This window comes from Micrococcus sp. HOU01 (genome assembly GCF_035609305.1).
Lineage (GTDB): Bacteria > Actinomycetota > Actinomycetes > Actinomycetales > Micrococcaceae > Micrococcus > Micrococcus luteus.
Genome location: NZ_CP141211.1, coordinates 476,583 through 489,312, shown reverse-complemented (window position 1 = coordinate 489,312; position 12,730 = coordinate 476,583). Strand labels below are relative to the sequence as shown.

At 73.7% G+C, this 12,730-nt stretch carries 10 protein-coding genes and 1 pseudogene; 4 read left to right on the top strand and 7 right to left on the bottom strand.

The features are described from left to right. Window positions 1-38 precede the first annotated feature (38 nt). From SOY78_RS02325 to SOY78_RS02310, 4 genes are read right to left on the bottom strand one after another with little or no spacing between them, the layout of a single operon-like run. Entirely contained in the window at window positions 39-890 is an 852-nt protein-coding gene (locus SOY78_RS02325; RefSeq protein WP_237069493.1) for a CoA transferase, read from the bottom strand. Continuing rightward, window positions 887-3,064 carry a 3-hydroxyacyl-CoA dehydrogenase NAD-binding domain-containing protein gene (locus SOY78_RS02320; RefSeq protein ID WP_237069494.1) on the bottom strand — a complete coding sequence of 726 codons (2,178 nt, stop codon included), beginning with the start codon at window positions 3,062-3,064 and terminating at the stop codon, window positions 887-889. The genes SOY78_RS02325 and SOY78_RS02320 overlap by 4 nt, the downstream gene beginning before the upstream one ends. 46 nt (window positions 3,065-3,110) lie before the next feature. Further along, a complete protein-coding gene (locus SOY78_RS02315) occupies window positions 3,111-4,325 on the bottom strand; it encodes an acetyl-CoA C-acetyltransferase (protein WP_141843391.1) in 1,215 nt (404 codons plus the stop codon). 45 nt (window positions 4,326-4,370) lie between these two features. Then, window positions 4,371-6,053, bottom strand: a complete 1,683-nt coding sequence (locus SOY78_RS02310) for a long-chain-fatty-acid--CoA ligase (protein ID WP_073117266.1) — start codon at window positions 6,051-6,053, stop codon at window positions 4,371-4,373. 219 nt (window positions 6,054-6,272) lie between these two features. Here SOY78_RS02310 and SOY78_RS02305 point away from each other — a divergent pair, with 219 nt between their 5' ends. From SOY78_RS02305 to SOY78_RS02295, 3 genes are all read left to right on the top strand, one after another. Further along, the gene (locus tag SOY78_RS02305) at window positions 6,273-6,878 is read left to right on the top strand and encodes a TetR/AcrR family transcriptional regulator (RefSeq protein WP_324701709.1); all 606 of its coding nucleotides are present in this window, start codon (window positions 6,273-6,275) and stop codon (window positions 6,876-6,878) included. A gap of 268 nt (window positions 6,879-7,146) precedes the next feature. Then, complete coding sequence (locus SOY78_RS02300; protein WP_010080071.1) at window positions 7,147-7,713, top strand: DinB family protein; 567 nt, start codon at window positions 7,147-7,149, stop codon at window positions 7,711-7,713. A gap of 93 nt (window positions 7,714-7,806) precedes the next feature. Further along, the gene (locus tag SOY78_RS02295) at window positions 7,807-10,338 is read left to right on the top strand and encodes an HAD-IC family P-type ATPase (RefSeq protein ID WP_324701708.1); all 2,532 of its coding nucleotides are present in this window, start codon (window positions 7,807-7,809) and stop codon (window positions 10,336-10,338) included. Window positions 10,339-10,344: 6 nt separating this feature from the next. On the opposite strand, the gene SOY78_RS02290 is transcribed toward SOY78_RS02295, so the two are convergent. After that, the gene (locus SOY78_RS02290) at window positions 10,345-10,500 is read right to left on the bottom strand and encodes a hypothetical protein (RefSeq protein ID WP_181743488.1); all 156 of its coding nucleotides are present in this window, start codon (window positions 10,498-10,500) and stop codon (window positions 10,345-10,347) included. Between the two features lie 624 nt (window positions 10,501-11,124). On the opposite strand from SOY78_RS02290, the pseudogene SOY78_RS02285 reads away from it, so the two are divergent. Next, a pseudogene (locus SOY78_RS02285) lies at window positions 11,125-11,559 on the top strand (acyl-CoA thioesterase); the annotation flags it as partial. Window positions 11,560-11,719: 160 nt separating this feature from the next. On the opposite strand, the gene SOY78_RS02280 reads toward SOY78_RS02285, so the two are convergent. After that, a complete protein-coding gene (locus SOY78_RS02280; protein WP_010080065.1) occupies window positions 11,720-12,319 on the bottom strand; it encodes a helix-turn-helix transcriptional regulator in 600 nt (199 codons plus the stop codon). Then, window positions 12,300-12,692 carry a hypothetical protein gene (locus SOY78_RS02275; RefSeq protein ID WP_141843388.1) on the bottom strand — a complete coding sequence of 131 codons (393 nt, stop codon included), beginning with the start codon at window positions 12,690-12,692 and terminating at the stop codon, window positions 12,300-12,302. The genes SOY78_RS02280 and SOY78_RS02275 overlap by 20 nt, the downstream gene beginning before the upstream one ends. Window positions 12,693-12,730 lie beyond the last annotated feature (38 nt).

Sequence of the window (12,730 nt, the reverse complement as noted above, 5' to 3'; positions counted from 1 at the left end):
CCTCGGGGTCGTTCGTGGGTGGTGCTGAGTCGTGGGGGTCAGGCGGTGGGGCTGACCAGGGCGGTGAGCGGGATGCCCCGCTTCTCCCCCCATGCCTGCCAGTGGGCGGCGTCGTGCCGGGAGAGGGCCTCGGTGAGCTGCGCGCGGACGTCCCCGTCCGCGTCCAGCCCGAGGCCCTCGACGAGCGCGGCCGCGAAGTGCGGCTCGAGCGCCCCGACGGCCACGTGGCCCTCGGCCGCCGGATACACCCCGTAGTGGGGCAGGGCCCCGCCCAGGGGGCTGCGCGGGTCCGTCATGCGGTGCCGGTTGGGCAGGGCCAGGGCGTGCGCGGCCTCGGCGAGCGCCACCGTGGCGTGCCCGCCGTCCCCGTCCGCGCCGCGGGCCCACAGCAGGGCCAGCGCGGTGGAGACGGCCCGCTCGGCACCGTGCAGATCCGCCGCGAGGATCCGCGGCGGAGCCCCCGGCGCCAGCAGGCCCGCCGCGGCCTGGTAGTTGATGTCGTGGCCCGGCACGTCCGTGCGGTCCCCGGCGTATCCGGTGATGTCCACCTGGCAGATCCGCCGGTGGCGGGCGCGGACGGCGTCGGCGTCCAGGCCCAGCCGGCGCAGCGCCCCGGAGCGGTGGGAGGTGAGGAACACGTCAGCCTCGGCCAGGATCTGCTCCATCTCGGCGGCCCCGGCCTGGGACTTCATGTCCACCGTGCGCACCGACTGCCCGCGGTGCAGCTCCTCGTAGAGGGCCGGCACCAGGGTGGCCACGGGGTCCCCGCTGGGCGGGAGCACCGTGACGACGTCGGCGCCCAGCTCCTGCAGGCGGGCCGCGGCGACGGGCCCGGGTAGGTTCAGCGCGATGGTCACCACGCGCACCCCGGCCAGCGGTGCGGCGCTCATCGGCCCGGCCCCTCGCCTCGCTCGGCCAGCTGCCGGAGGGTGTCGCCGGGACGGAACCGCTCGCCGTAGCGGTCGGCCAGCTCGTCGGCGCGGGCCACGAACGCGGCCGGTCCGCCCTCGCGGTGCGTCATGAACGTCACGGGCCCACCGGTGTGCGGCGGGAAGCCGATGCCGAACACGCCGCCGAGGTTCGCCGAGGGGGCGTCGGTGAGGACGCCGTCGTCGAAGCAGCGGGCTGTCTCGATGGCCATGCGGTACAGCAGGCGGTCCTGCAGGTCCTGCTCGGGCACGTCCGCCCCGGTGGCGAAGTGCTCGGCCAGGCCCGGCCACAGGTGCTTGGGGCCCTCCACCGGGTACTCGTAGAAGCCGGCGCCCTGCGCGCGGCCCGGGCGGCCGAACTCGTCCACCATGCGCTCCACCACGCGCTCGCCCGGACGCACCGGACGCTCACCGCCGGCCTCGGCGACGGCCTTCTCCTCCTCGCGGCGGATGTGCTGGATCAGGGTCAGGGAGACCTCGTCCATCATGGCCAGCGGGGAGGCCGGGAAGCCGGCGTGGCGGGCCGCCCGCTCGATCCGCTGCGCGTCCACGCCCTCCTCCACGAGGGCCGCGGCCTCGAGCACGAGCGTGCCGTAGACGCGGGAGGTGTAGAAGCCGCGCCCGTCGTTGACCAGGATGGGCAGCTTGCGGATCTGCTGCACCAGGTCGTAGGCGCGCTCCACCGTGCGCGGGGAGGTCTGCTCACCACGGATGATCTCCACGAGCTTCATCCGGTCCACCGGGGAGAAGAAGTGCAGGCCGATGAAGTCCTGGGAGCGCTCCCGCGGGCCCTGCAGCAGGGTGATCGGCAGCGTGGAGGTGTTGCTGCACAGCAGGGTGTCCGGGCCGACCACCTTCTCCACCTCGGCGAACACCGAGTCCTTGAGATCGACGTCCTCGAACACGGCCTCGATCACCGCGTCCACGTGCGCGAGGTCCTGATAGTCCTCGGTGGGCTGCACGCGGGCCAGGACGGCGTCGGCGTCCTCACGGCTCATGCGCCCCTTCGCCACGCGCCCCTCGAGGAGGGCACCCACCCGCTCACGGCCGCGCTCGGCGGCCTCCAGGCTGACGTCCTTGAGCATCACGTCCATGCCGTTGAGCGCGAGCGCGTGGGCGATGCCCACGCCCATCATCCCGGCGCCCAGCACCGCCGCCGTGGTGATCGTGCTGCGCTCGCGGGAGGGACCGCCCAGGGCCGCGCCGGAGCGCACCGCCTGCATGTCCGAGTGGAACGCCTGGATCATGGCGGAGGAGGTGTGGCCCGTCACGAGGGACACGAAGTACCGGGTCTCGATGCGCGAGGCGGTGTCAAAGTCCACCTGCGAGCCCTCCACCGCGGCGCTGAGGATCGCCTTCGGGGCGGGCAGGTCCGCGCCGTGGAGCTGCCGGCGCAGGGTGGCGGCGAACGCGGGCAGGCGGGAGGCGAAGGAGGCCTGGGCGGGGGTGCCGCCGGGGATCCTGAAGCCCTTGACGTCCCAGGGCTTCGCGGCGGCGTCGGCGTCGTCGCGGTGCTCCAGGATCCAGCGCTTGGCGGCGGGCACCAGGTCCGCGGGGTCGGTCACGACCTCGTCGATGATCCCCTTCTCCATCGCGGCCCGGGCGTCGCGGGCGGTGCCCTGCAGCAGCCACTCCATCAGGGCGCGCTCCACGCCCACCATGCGCACCAGGCGGGTGATGCCGCCGCCTCCGGGCAGCAGGCCCAGGGTGACCTCCGGGAGGCCGACCTTCAGCCCCGGGTCGTCCACGGCGATGCGCCGGTGGCAGGCCAGGGCGATCTCCAGACCGCCGCCGAGCGCCGTGCCGTTGATCGCGGCGACCACGGGGCGGCCGAGGGTCTCGAGGCGGCGCAGCTGGCCCTTGACCCGCTGCGTCAGCGCGAACACGGACTCCACATCCTCGGGGCCGGCCTGGGCCAGGGAGTCCAGGTCGCCGCCGGCGAAGAAGGTCTTCTTCGCGCTGGTCAGGACGACGCCGGTCACCGTGTCCCGCTCCGCCTCCAGGCGGTCCACGACGGCGTCCATCGCGTCCTGGTACCGCTCGTTCATCGTGTTGACCCGCGCCTGCGGGTCGTCCATGGTCAGCGTGACGACGCCGTCGGCGTCCTGGTCCCAGGTGATCATGTGCTCACTCATGCCGGTGCTCTTCCTGCCGTGCTGGTCGGTCGGGTGGGTGGGGCGCTCAGACGCGCTCGACGATCGTGGCGACGCCCATGCCGGCGCCGATGCAGAGCGTGGCGATGCCGGTCCGCAGGTCGCGCCGCTCGAGTTCGTCCACGAGGGTGCCGAGGATCATGGCGCCGGTGGCCCCCAGGGGGTGGCCCATGGCGATCGCGCCGCCGTTGACGTTGGTCTGCTCCTCGGTCCAGCCCATCTCCTTCATCAGCAGCAGCGGCACGGCCGCGAACGCCTCGTTGATCTCCACGAGGTCGATGTCCGCGGCGGTCATGCCGGCCACCTCGAGGGCCTTGCGGCACGCCGGGGTGGGGCCGGTGAGCATGATGGTGGGCTCGGAGCCGACGACGGCGGCGGAGACGATCCGGGCCCGCGGGCTCATCCCGGCCCGCCGGCCGGCCTCCTCGGAGCCGATCAGCGTCAGCGCGGCGCCGTCGACGATGCCCGAGGAGTTGCCGGGGTGGTGCCGGTGCTCGATCCCCGCCAGCGAGCTGTACTTCTCCAGCGCCACGGCGTCGAAGCCCGCCTCCCGGCCCAGCGCTTCGAAGGAGGGCTTGAGTTTGGCCAGGGTCTCCACGGTCGAGTCGGGGCGGATGGTCTCGTCCCGGTCCAGCACGGTCATCCCGTTCATGTCCGTCACCGGGACCACGGAGCGGGCGAACCGGCCCTCCTGCCACGCCGCCGCAGCACGGCGGTGGCTCTGCGCGGCGAAACGGTCCAGCTCTGCGCGGCTGAATCCCTCACGGGTGGCGATCAGGTCCGCGGAGACGCCCTGCGGGACGAAGTCGGTGGCCAGGGAGGTGGCCGGGTCCATGGCCCACGCGCCACCGTCGGAGCCCATGGGCACGCGGGACATGGACTCCACGCCGCCGGCCACGAGCAGGGACTCCCAGCCGGAGCGGATGCGGGCGGCGGCCTGGTTCACGGCCTCGAGTCCGGAGGCGCAGAACCGGTTCAGCTGCACGCCGGCCACGGTCTGCGGCAGGCCCGCCTTGAGGGCGGCCACCCGGGGCAGGACCGCGCCCTGGTCGCCCACCGGGCTGACGCAGCCGAGGATCATGTCCTCGATGTCGGCGGGGTCGAGCCCCTCATGGCGGTCGCGCAGCGCGTGGGTCAGGCCGACGACGAGGTCGATCGGCTTGACCTCGTGGAGGGAGCCGGAGGGCTTGCCGGCACCGCGCGGCGTGCGGAGGGCGTCGTAGAGGAAGGCGTCCTGGGTCACGGGGTCTCCTGGGGTCGGGGTGGGTCTGGGGAGGTGGCGGGCCGGTCAGCGGCCGGAGGTGAGGGCGTCGGCGTAGTCGGCGCGCAGCTTGCGCTTGTTGACCTTCCCGACGCCGGTCCGGTCGATCTCCGTCACGAAGCGGACCTCGTCCGGCAGCTGCCAGGTGGCGAAGCGCTCGGCGAGTGCGGCGAGGACGGCGTCCTGGTCGACGTCGGAGTCCTCGTCCCGCACCACGAGGGCCAGAGGACGCTCCTCCCACTGGGGGTGGGGGACGCCGATGACGGCGGCGTCGCGGACCCCGGGGACGGTCATGATGTGGTTCTCCAGGTCGATCGAGGAGATCCACTCGCCACCGGACTTGACCACGTCCTTCAGGCGGTCGGTGACCTTGAGGTAGCCCTCCGGGGAGAGGTAGCCCAGGTCCCCGGAGCGCCAGTAGCCCTCGTCGTCGAAGCCGGCCTCGGTGGCCTCGGCGTTGTCGGCGTAGGAGGTGGTCACCCAGGGCCCGCGCAGGCGGATCTCGCCCACGTTCTCCTCGCCGGGCGGCAGCAGCTCGCCCAGGGGGTCGGTGATCTTCACGTCCACCCCGACGACGACGAGGCCCTGGAACCGCTTGAGGTTCCACCGCTCATCCTCGGAGAGGGTGTCCATGAGGCTCGGCTTCATGCGGTTGAGGGAGACGATGGGCGAGGTCTCCGTGGCCCCGTAGGCGTGGATGACCTCCGCGCCGGTGAGCTCGTCGAAGCCGCGCATCATGGCCACGGGGGGCTCGGTCGCGCCGCACAGCAGGCGCACGCCGTCCATCCGTGGGGGCGTCTCGAGGGTGCGGAGGTGGTGGAGCATCGGCATGAGGATCGCGGGCGCGGCCGGGGCCACGGTGACGCCGTGGTCCACGAGGGTGGAGGTCAGCCACGGGGTGTCCGTGAGGTTGAACCGGCCCGGCAGCACCAGGCGCGCGCCCACGGCGACGGCGGCGAACGGCAGGCCCCAGCACTGCGCGTGGAACATGGGGGTCAGCAGCAGGGCGGTGTCCGCCATGGTCATGCCCAGGGTGGACACCACGGCGTGCGCGTGCAGCCAGGTGGCCCGGTGCGAGTAGAAGACGCCCTTGGGACGGCCGGTGGTGCCCGTGGTGTAGCAGGCGCCGGAGGCGGAGCGCTCACTCACGTTCGGCAGGTCCGCTGTCTCGAGCGGCTCCTGCCCGTCGAGGAGGGCCTCGTAGGAGAGGACGTCGCCGCGACCGGCCCAGTCGGCGGGGAGCTCGCCGTCGCCGGCCACGATCCAGCGGATGCCCCCGGGCAGGTGCGGTTCGAGCGCGGCGGCGAGCTCCAGGAGGGTCTCGTCCACGACGATCGTCCCCACCTGCGCGTGGGTGATCACGTAGGCCAGGTCCGTGGGCGCCAGGCGCAGGTTGAGCTGCACCATGGTCGCGCCCAGCAGCGGGACGGAGAAGTAGGACTCGAGGTGGCGGACGTCGTTCCACAGCAGCAGGCCGACCCGGTCCCCCGGCCCGACGCCCTCGGCATGCAGGGCCGCGGCCATGCGGCGCACCCGCTCCCACACGGCCGCGTAGGTGGTGGTCTGCCACGGGGAGCCGCCGCCGCGGGTGTGGATGATCTGCTGATCCCCGAAGGTCCGGGCGGCGTCCCGCAGGAGGCGAGTGGTGGTGAGCTGCTCGTCGTCGCCCATGGTGGACGGGGTGCCGAGGACGGTGTCGGTGGTCTGCATGGGTCCCCCTGGGAGGTGTGGTGGTCGCGGAGGCGGGCGGCAGTCATCTGTGACATGCCTCACTGGGCGTGTGTTGCACACTCAAGCACGATGTTGCACTAGCGTGCAAGAAGGGTGTGGGGGGGCGTTTCGATCCCTGCCGTAGGGTTCAGCGAGCCCCCGCATCCTCGTCTCCCGACCACGGGCCATCCCATCCGCCGACCCAGCCCCGAGGACCCGATGAACACCCCCCTGCCCTTCGACCAGGACGATCTCTCCTCCCCCGCGCGCCTGCGCCTGGCGGCCCTCGAGCTGTATGCCGAGCGGGGGGTCGAGATGGCCAGCGTCCGCGAGATAGCGCAACGGGCCGGCGTCGCCCCCGGGCTGGTGCGGCACCACTTCGGCAGCAAGGCGGGGCTGACCCGCGCCGTCGATGACGACGTGCTGCGCCTGATCGCCACGACCCTCGACGAGGTCCCGCTCGTGGGCACCCCACAGGAGGTGTCCGCCGCCCGCGACGCGGCGTTCGCTGACCTGCTGGCCGACCACCCGGTGGTGGGGGCCTACGTGCGCCGCTCGCTGCTGGAGGCCGGCGGGGAGACCGAGTCCCTGCTGGAGCGCCTCGTGGACCTGACCACGGGACAGACCGAGCGCCTGCGCCGGTCCGGCTTCGCCCCGCGGCGCAGCATGCCGACGTCCGTGTTCGGCACCGTCATCCGGCAGATGGGGCACCTGATGGTCGACCCGTCGGCGGACCGCATCTGGCGCCGGATCGCCGAGACCCAGGAGGGCGCCGCCGAACAGGCGAGCCCGCGGGTGCGGCTCGTGGTGGATCCGCCGCGGTGAGCAGGATCGCCGCCCACCGCGGCGGCGTCCGCGTACGCCTGCGCCGCCCAGTCCTCGCTGACCCCGACGAGCTCCTCCGGGTCCTCCTGGGTGGCCACGACGCCGGCCCGCCCGTTCCGGGAACGCCTGCGGTCGGTATGGGCGCACTTTTCAGGCTCAAAGTGACCGCACGCGTTCCAGGTCCGCGGGCGCCCACCCCGCCCCCGCCCCGCCCCCGCACGCGCCGTTTCCCGAACGAAAACGCGAGGTGGGGCGTAGCCTGGCCGCCATGACCACCGTGTTCTACGACGACCAGGGCCGCCCCGAGCCGCCCTTCGCCGCGGGCGAGGCTGCCACCCTGCTGGGCTTCCTCGACTTCCTGCGCGCCACGATCGAGTGGAAGACGGCGGACCTGGACACGGCGGCGCTGCACCGCCGGCTGCCGGGGCACCCGTCCGCGATGACGCTCGGCGGCCTGCTCAAGCACCTCGCGTTCGTCGAGTTCTGGTGGTTCGAGGCCGTCGCCCTCGGCGAGCCCACCTCGGCGCCCTGGGTGGGAGCGGACTTCGACGCCGACCCCGACTGGGACTGGCACAGCGCGGCGCAGGACTCCGCGGCGGACCTGCGCGCCCTCTGGCAGGGCCAGGTGGAGCGGTCCCGGCAGATCGTGGTGGACCTGCTCGCGGCGGACGGCGACGACGGTGCCGCAGCCCTGGCCCGCGCCCACCGGATCCGGGAGGGGCGGGACCCGGTCTCGCTGCGGTGGATCCTCACCCACATGATCGAGGAGTACGGCCGCCACGCCGGCCACGCCGACCTGCTGCGCGAGGGGATCGACGGCCAGACCGGCGAGTGAGCCCGCCCCACCCGCAGTCCCGCCTGCGGTCGCACCCGGGTTCATCCCCTCGTCGGATGCCCGGCCCCGCGCCGGCTGGGTAGATTCTGTGCCATGGCCTCCCCCTCCCCTGCGTCCGCGCACCCGTCCGCCCCCGAGAGCGGGACGGGCCTGGGGTTCACCGGGGTGGAGGGGATCACCGGGCTCACCGCCGCCGAGGTCGCCGAGCGGGAGGCCGCGGGCCTGGTCAACGTCCAGTCGCGGGACACGTCCCGCTCGCTGGGGCAGATCCTGCGCGTGCACGTGTTCACGCTGTTCAACCTGGCGATCGCGCTGTGCGCCGTCGTCGTGATCCTGATGGGCCGCTGGCTGGACCTGCTGTTCTCGTTGGCGGCCGTGGCCAACGTGGTGATCGGCGTGGTCCAGGAGTACTCGGCCAAGCGGAAGCTGGACCGGATCGCGCTGCTGCACCAGGACGACGTCGTCGTCATCCGGGACGGGGCGCGCGTGCCCCTGCCGATGGCGCAGATCGTGCGGGACGACGTCGTGGTGCTGCGCCGCGGCGACCAGGTGCCCGTGGACGGCGAGGTCCTCGTCTCGGACGGCCTGGACATGGACGAGGCGCTGCTCACCGGCGAGAACGACCCCGTGCCCAAGACCCCCGGGGACGCCGTGCTCTCGGGCTCGGCCGTCGTGGCCGGCGCGGGCCTGGTGCGCGCGACGGCGGTGGGCTCGGCCTCGCACGCGGCCCGGCTCAGCGCCGAGGCCCGCCGCTACTCCGCCATCCGCTCGGAGCTGCGCGGCGCCCTGGAGACGGTGGCCCGCTGGCTGACGATCGCCCTGGTGCCGATCATCGCGGTGATCGTGCACGGCCAGATGACGGCGGTCGGCGGCTGGTCCCTCGCCCTCTCCCAGCCGCGCGAGGCCGCCCTGGAGCCCGCGCTGATCGCGTCCGTGGCGGCGGTGACCAGCATGATCCCGCAGGGCCTGGCGCTCATGACGACCATCGCGTTCGCCGTGTCCGCGCTCAAGCTGGCCCAGCAGGAGGTCCTCATCCAGGAGCAGCCCGCCGTGGAGGTCCTGGCCCGCGTGGACACCGTCTGCCTGGACAAGACCGGCACCCTCACCGAGGGCGGCGTCCGGTTCGACCGGCTCGCCGCGCCCGCCTCGGCGGACGCGTCCCCGGACGCCCACGACGACGGCGCCCCGGCCGAGGTCGGCGACGGGGCTCGGGCCGTGCTCGCCTGGTTCGGCGCGGACCCGGACGTGAACCCCACCGCGGCGGCCCTGCGCGAGCCCTTCACGGCCGTCCCGCCCGTGGACCCCGCGGCCCAGGTGGCGTTCTCCTCCGCACGCCGGTGGTCGGCGGTCGCGTTCGGCCCCGAGGCCGGGGCTGCGGCCGGCACGTGGCTGCTCGGCGCGCCCGAGGCTCTCGTGGACGAGTGGCACCTCGGCCCCGAGGCCGCCGAGGCCGTCCGCGCCCAGGTCCACGCCGACGCGGACGCCGGCCGCCGCGTGCTGCTGCTGGCCCGCACGGACGAGCCCCTGATCGGGGATGCGCTGCCCGCCGGAGGCGTCCCGGTCGCCGTCGTGACGTTCCGCGAGAACGTGCGCCCGGACGCCGCCGAGACCCTCGACTACTTCCACGCCCAGGGCGTGCGGACCGTGGTGATCTCCGGGGACAGCCCGCGCACCGTGGCCGCCGTGGCCCGCGAGGTGGGCCTCGAGGTGGCGGGCCAGGCCTACGACGGGCGCACCCTGCCGGACGATCCCGGGGAGCTCGCCGCCGTGATGACCGAGCACGACGTGTTCGGCCGCGTCAGCCCGGACCAGAAGAAGGCGATGGTGCAGGCGCTGCAGTCGCGCGGGCACGTGGTGGCCATGACCGGCGACGGCGTGAACGACGCCCTGGCCCTGAAGACCGCGGACCTGGGCATCGCCATGGGCAACGCGGCCCCGGCCACCAAGGCGGTGTCCCGGATGGTGCTGCTGGACGGGCGCTTCGACCGCCTGCCGCGCGTGCTCGGCGAGGGCCGCCAGGTGATCGCGAACATGGAGCGGCTCGCCCACATCTACCTGACGAAGACGACGTACGCGCTGCTGTTCGGCGTGGTGTTCTCCCTGTTCGCGTGGCAGTTCCCGCTGCTGCCGCGGCAGGCCTCCACCGTGGACTTCATCATGATCGGCGCGCCCACGTTCTTCCTCGCCCTGCTGCCGAACCCGCGCCGCTATGTGCCCGGCTTCCTGGGGCGGGCGCTGCGGTTCGCGATCCCCTCCGGCGCGGTGATCCTGCTGTCCATGGTGGCCTTGCAGACGTACGTGCGCCTCACCGCCGGCGACGTCGACCTGGCCCGCCAGCAGGCCGCGTTCATGATCACCCTGACCCTGCTGGGCCTGTGGGTGCTCAGCGTGATGTCCCGGCCGCTGAGCGCGCGCGTGGTGGTCCTCATCCTGGCGATGTACGCGGTGCTGGCCGCCGTCGTGCTGGTGCCGGCCTCCCGCTGGTACCACCGGATGGAGGTCCCGCCCACGGACGTGCTCGTGGCCGCGCTGGTGGTCGCCGCGCTCGGGTGCGGACTGATCGAGGTCATCCACCAGGTGCACCGCCGGCACGTGGCGAGGGTGCTGGCCGCCGCGGGGGCCTGAGACCCCTCAGCGGCGGGCGCGACGCACGGCGGCCCGGTAGTCGAGCCACGTCCACACCAGCACGACGACGGCGACCAGCAGGTACGCGACGTCCCACGCGCTGAGCCGCTCCCCGGCCACCACGCCCGGGAGACGGGTGGCCAGGATGAGCAGCACGAGCACGGTGACCGCCCAGGCCCGCCGGCGAGGCGGCGGGCCCAGGCGTCGTCGTCGAGGGCGGCGGGGGGCTCCCCCACGGGCCGGCGGCTGGCGGGAGCAGCCGGTGCGCGAGCCAGGCGAGGCTCGCGCAGACCGGGGCGACGGCGAGCAGCCAGAACGTGCTCCCGGTGAACAGGTGCGTCTGCGCGTTCACCTCCACGAGCCACCAGGCGAGCACCAGCACGAAGGCCAGGAGGGCGCCGCCGGCCACCAGCGTGGCGGCCAGCCGCGGGACGCGGACGAGGAGCCGCTCCCAGAGGACCATCACCGCCACCCCGGCCACGCCCATGAGCACCGGGGCCAGCAGCAGCCCCCACGTGTAGTCGGTGGTGAGCCCGTCCCGGCGCAGCCAGACCAGGCAGAACAGGACGGCGATGCCGGCGGCGACCGTGAAGCCGACCACCGGCACATCGCGCCAGGTGGCGTCGGGTGCGGCGGGGTCGGGGTGGGGGCGGATGGTCATCGGTCGGGTCCCTCCTGTGTGCTCCGTTGTGAATCCCTTCCGGCGACCCTACGGCCCGGTCGAGCACGTCTGCGCATCGGGCGCCCTCCCTCGTGCCGGCGTCGCCGTCGCTCTACCGTGGAGCCATGGACTCCACGCTCTTCACCCGTTCGGCAGACCGCGCCGCCCACGACGACGTCAACTTCCGCACCCGCAAGTGGGTCAAGCCGGAGGACCTCAACGCGAACAACACCCTCTTCGGCGGCTCGCTGCTGCGCTGGGTCGACGAGGAGGCGGCCATCTACGCGACCCTGCAGCTGGGCAACCCGCGGTGCGTGACGAAGCTGATCTCGGAGATCAACTTCCTGGCCTCGGCGAAGCAGGGCGACATGATCGAGATGGGCCTGCGCGCCACCGAGTTCGGGCGCACGTCCCTGACCATGCGGGCGAAGGTGCGGAACATCGTGACCGGCGAGATGATCCTGACCATCGACAAGATCGTGTTCGTGTCCCTGGGCGAGGACGGCAAGCCCGTGCCCCACGGCTTCACCGAGATCACCTACGACCGCGACCGTCTGCCCCTGGACAACCCCCTCTCGCCGGCCCGCCACCCGACGCGGTCCGGGGGCGGAACTCGGGGATCCCCGCCCGGAATACCGCCGAGTTCCGCCCCCAACGCGGGAGGGCCGGTGGCGGGGGCCGGGGCCGAGCCGGAGGACGCGGCCGAGCGTCCCCGGGACGTCAGAGCGGCCAGACCTCCAGGGACTCACCGAGTCGGATGCTCACCCCGGAGACGCGCCCGCGCGGGCCGAGCAGGACGTGCACGACCGGGTCCGCCCGCTCGGCCTCCGCCACACCCCGCACCACCACCGCGCGCCGACTCCCGGCGGCGTGCGGGTCTGTGGGCAACGGGACGCCGTCCAGCTCGTGCACGGTCAGATCCGCCGGGGGCGTGCACGGACCGGCGAGGTCCTGGATCTCCTGCATGGTCTGCCGCAGCACGGTCTGCGGCAGGGCGGCGCGGGCCGTACTGGTCATCAGGGCGTGCATCGCGGTGAGGTCCCCGGTGAACCAGGCGCGGACGGCACGGTCGGCGCTCCGGCGCGCCGCCTCCGGCCAGCCGCCCTGTGGTGCCGCACCGGCGGTGGGTGCCGCACCCGGGTCCGCGGCGGTCTGGAAACGACGGTGCGCGGCCTGACGGCTCACCCCGAGGGTCTGGGCGATCTCCTCCCAGGTCCACCCGGACTCACGGGCACGGTGGACGGCGTGATGCAGCCGCCGCTCGGCCGCCGCCTGGGCGGCCAGCGCGGCGGTCAGTTCCTCACAGGGATCGCGGGGCATCCTCCGAGTCTGCCTCACCGGCGGACACCGGAAGGAGGGCACCGGCGCCGATGGTCACCGCGATGCCGAAGATCACGGCCGTGGCGCCCTCGAAGATGTTGAGCACGGTCAGCACGGCCGCGACGGCGGCCCCGGCCAGGATCTGCATGGCCTTCGGGCCATCCCAGGCGGGCTGCCAGCGGCTGAACAGCGAGCCAGCCAGGGCGCCGCCGCGGGCCTGCATCAGCGGAGCGCTCCAGGCACCCACGGTGTAGGCGAGGCCGATGATGGCGCCCGTGAGCAGGGCCGGCCCCGGGTCGGCGTCGGACGTGAGGCCGTGGGTGACGAGGATCAAGATGATGGAGACGACGGTGGCGGTGAGCGTGCGAGCCATGTGACCGAGGTTATGGCCGGCATCCGGAGGTGTCAACA

Coding starts and splice junctions, on each gene's coding strand:
- SOY78_RS02325 (WP_237069493.1), bottom strand. CDS start 890: ATGAGCGCCGCACCGCTGGCCGGGGTGCGCGTGGTGACCATCGCGCTG.
- SOY78_RS02320 (WP_237069494.1), bottom strand. CDS start 3,064: ATGAGTGAGCACATGATCACCTGGGACCAGGACGCCGACGGCGTCGTC.
- SOY78_RS02310 (WP_073117266.1), bottom strand. CDS start 6,053: ATGCAGACCACCGACACCGTCCTCGGCACCCCGTCCACCATGGGCGAC.
- SOY78_RS02305 (WP_324701709.1), top strand. CDS start 6,273: ATGAACACCCCCCTGCCCTTCGACCAGGACGATCTCTCCTCCCCCGCG.
- SOY78_RS02300 (WP_010080071.1), top strand. CDS start 7,147: ATGACCACCGTGTTCTACGACGACCAGGGCCGCCCCGAGCCGCCCTTC.
- SOY78_RS02295 (WP_324701708.1), top strand. CDS start 7,807: ATGGCCTCCCCCTCCCCTGCGTCCGCGCACCCGTCCGCCCCCGAGAGC.
- SOY78_RS02280 (WP_010080065.1), bottom strand. CDS start 12,319: ATGCCCCGCGATCCCTGTGAGGAACTGACCGCCGCGCTGGCCGCCCAG.
- SOY78_RS02275 (WP_141843388.1), bottom strand. CDS start 12,692: ATGGCTCGCACGCTCACCGCCACCGTCGTCTCCATCATCTTGATCCTC.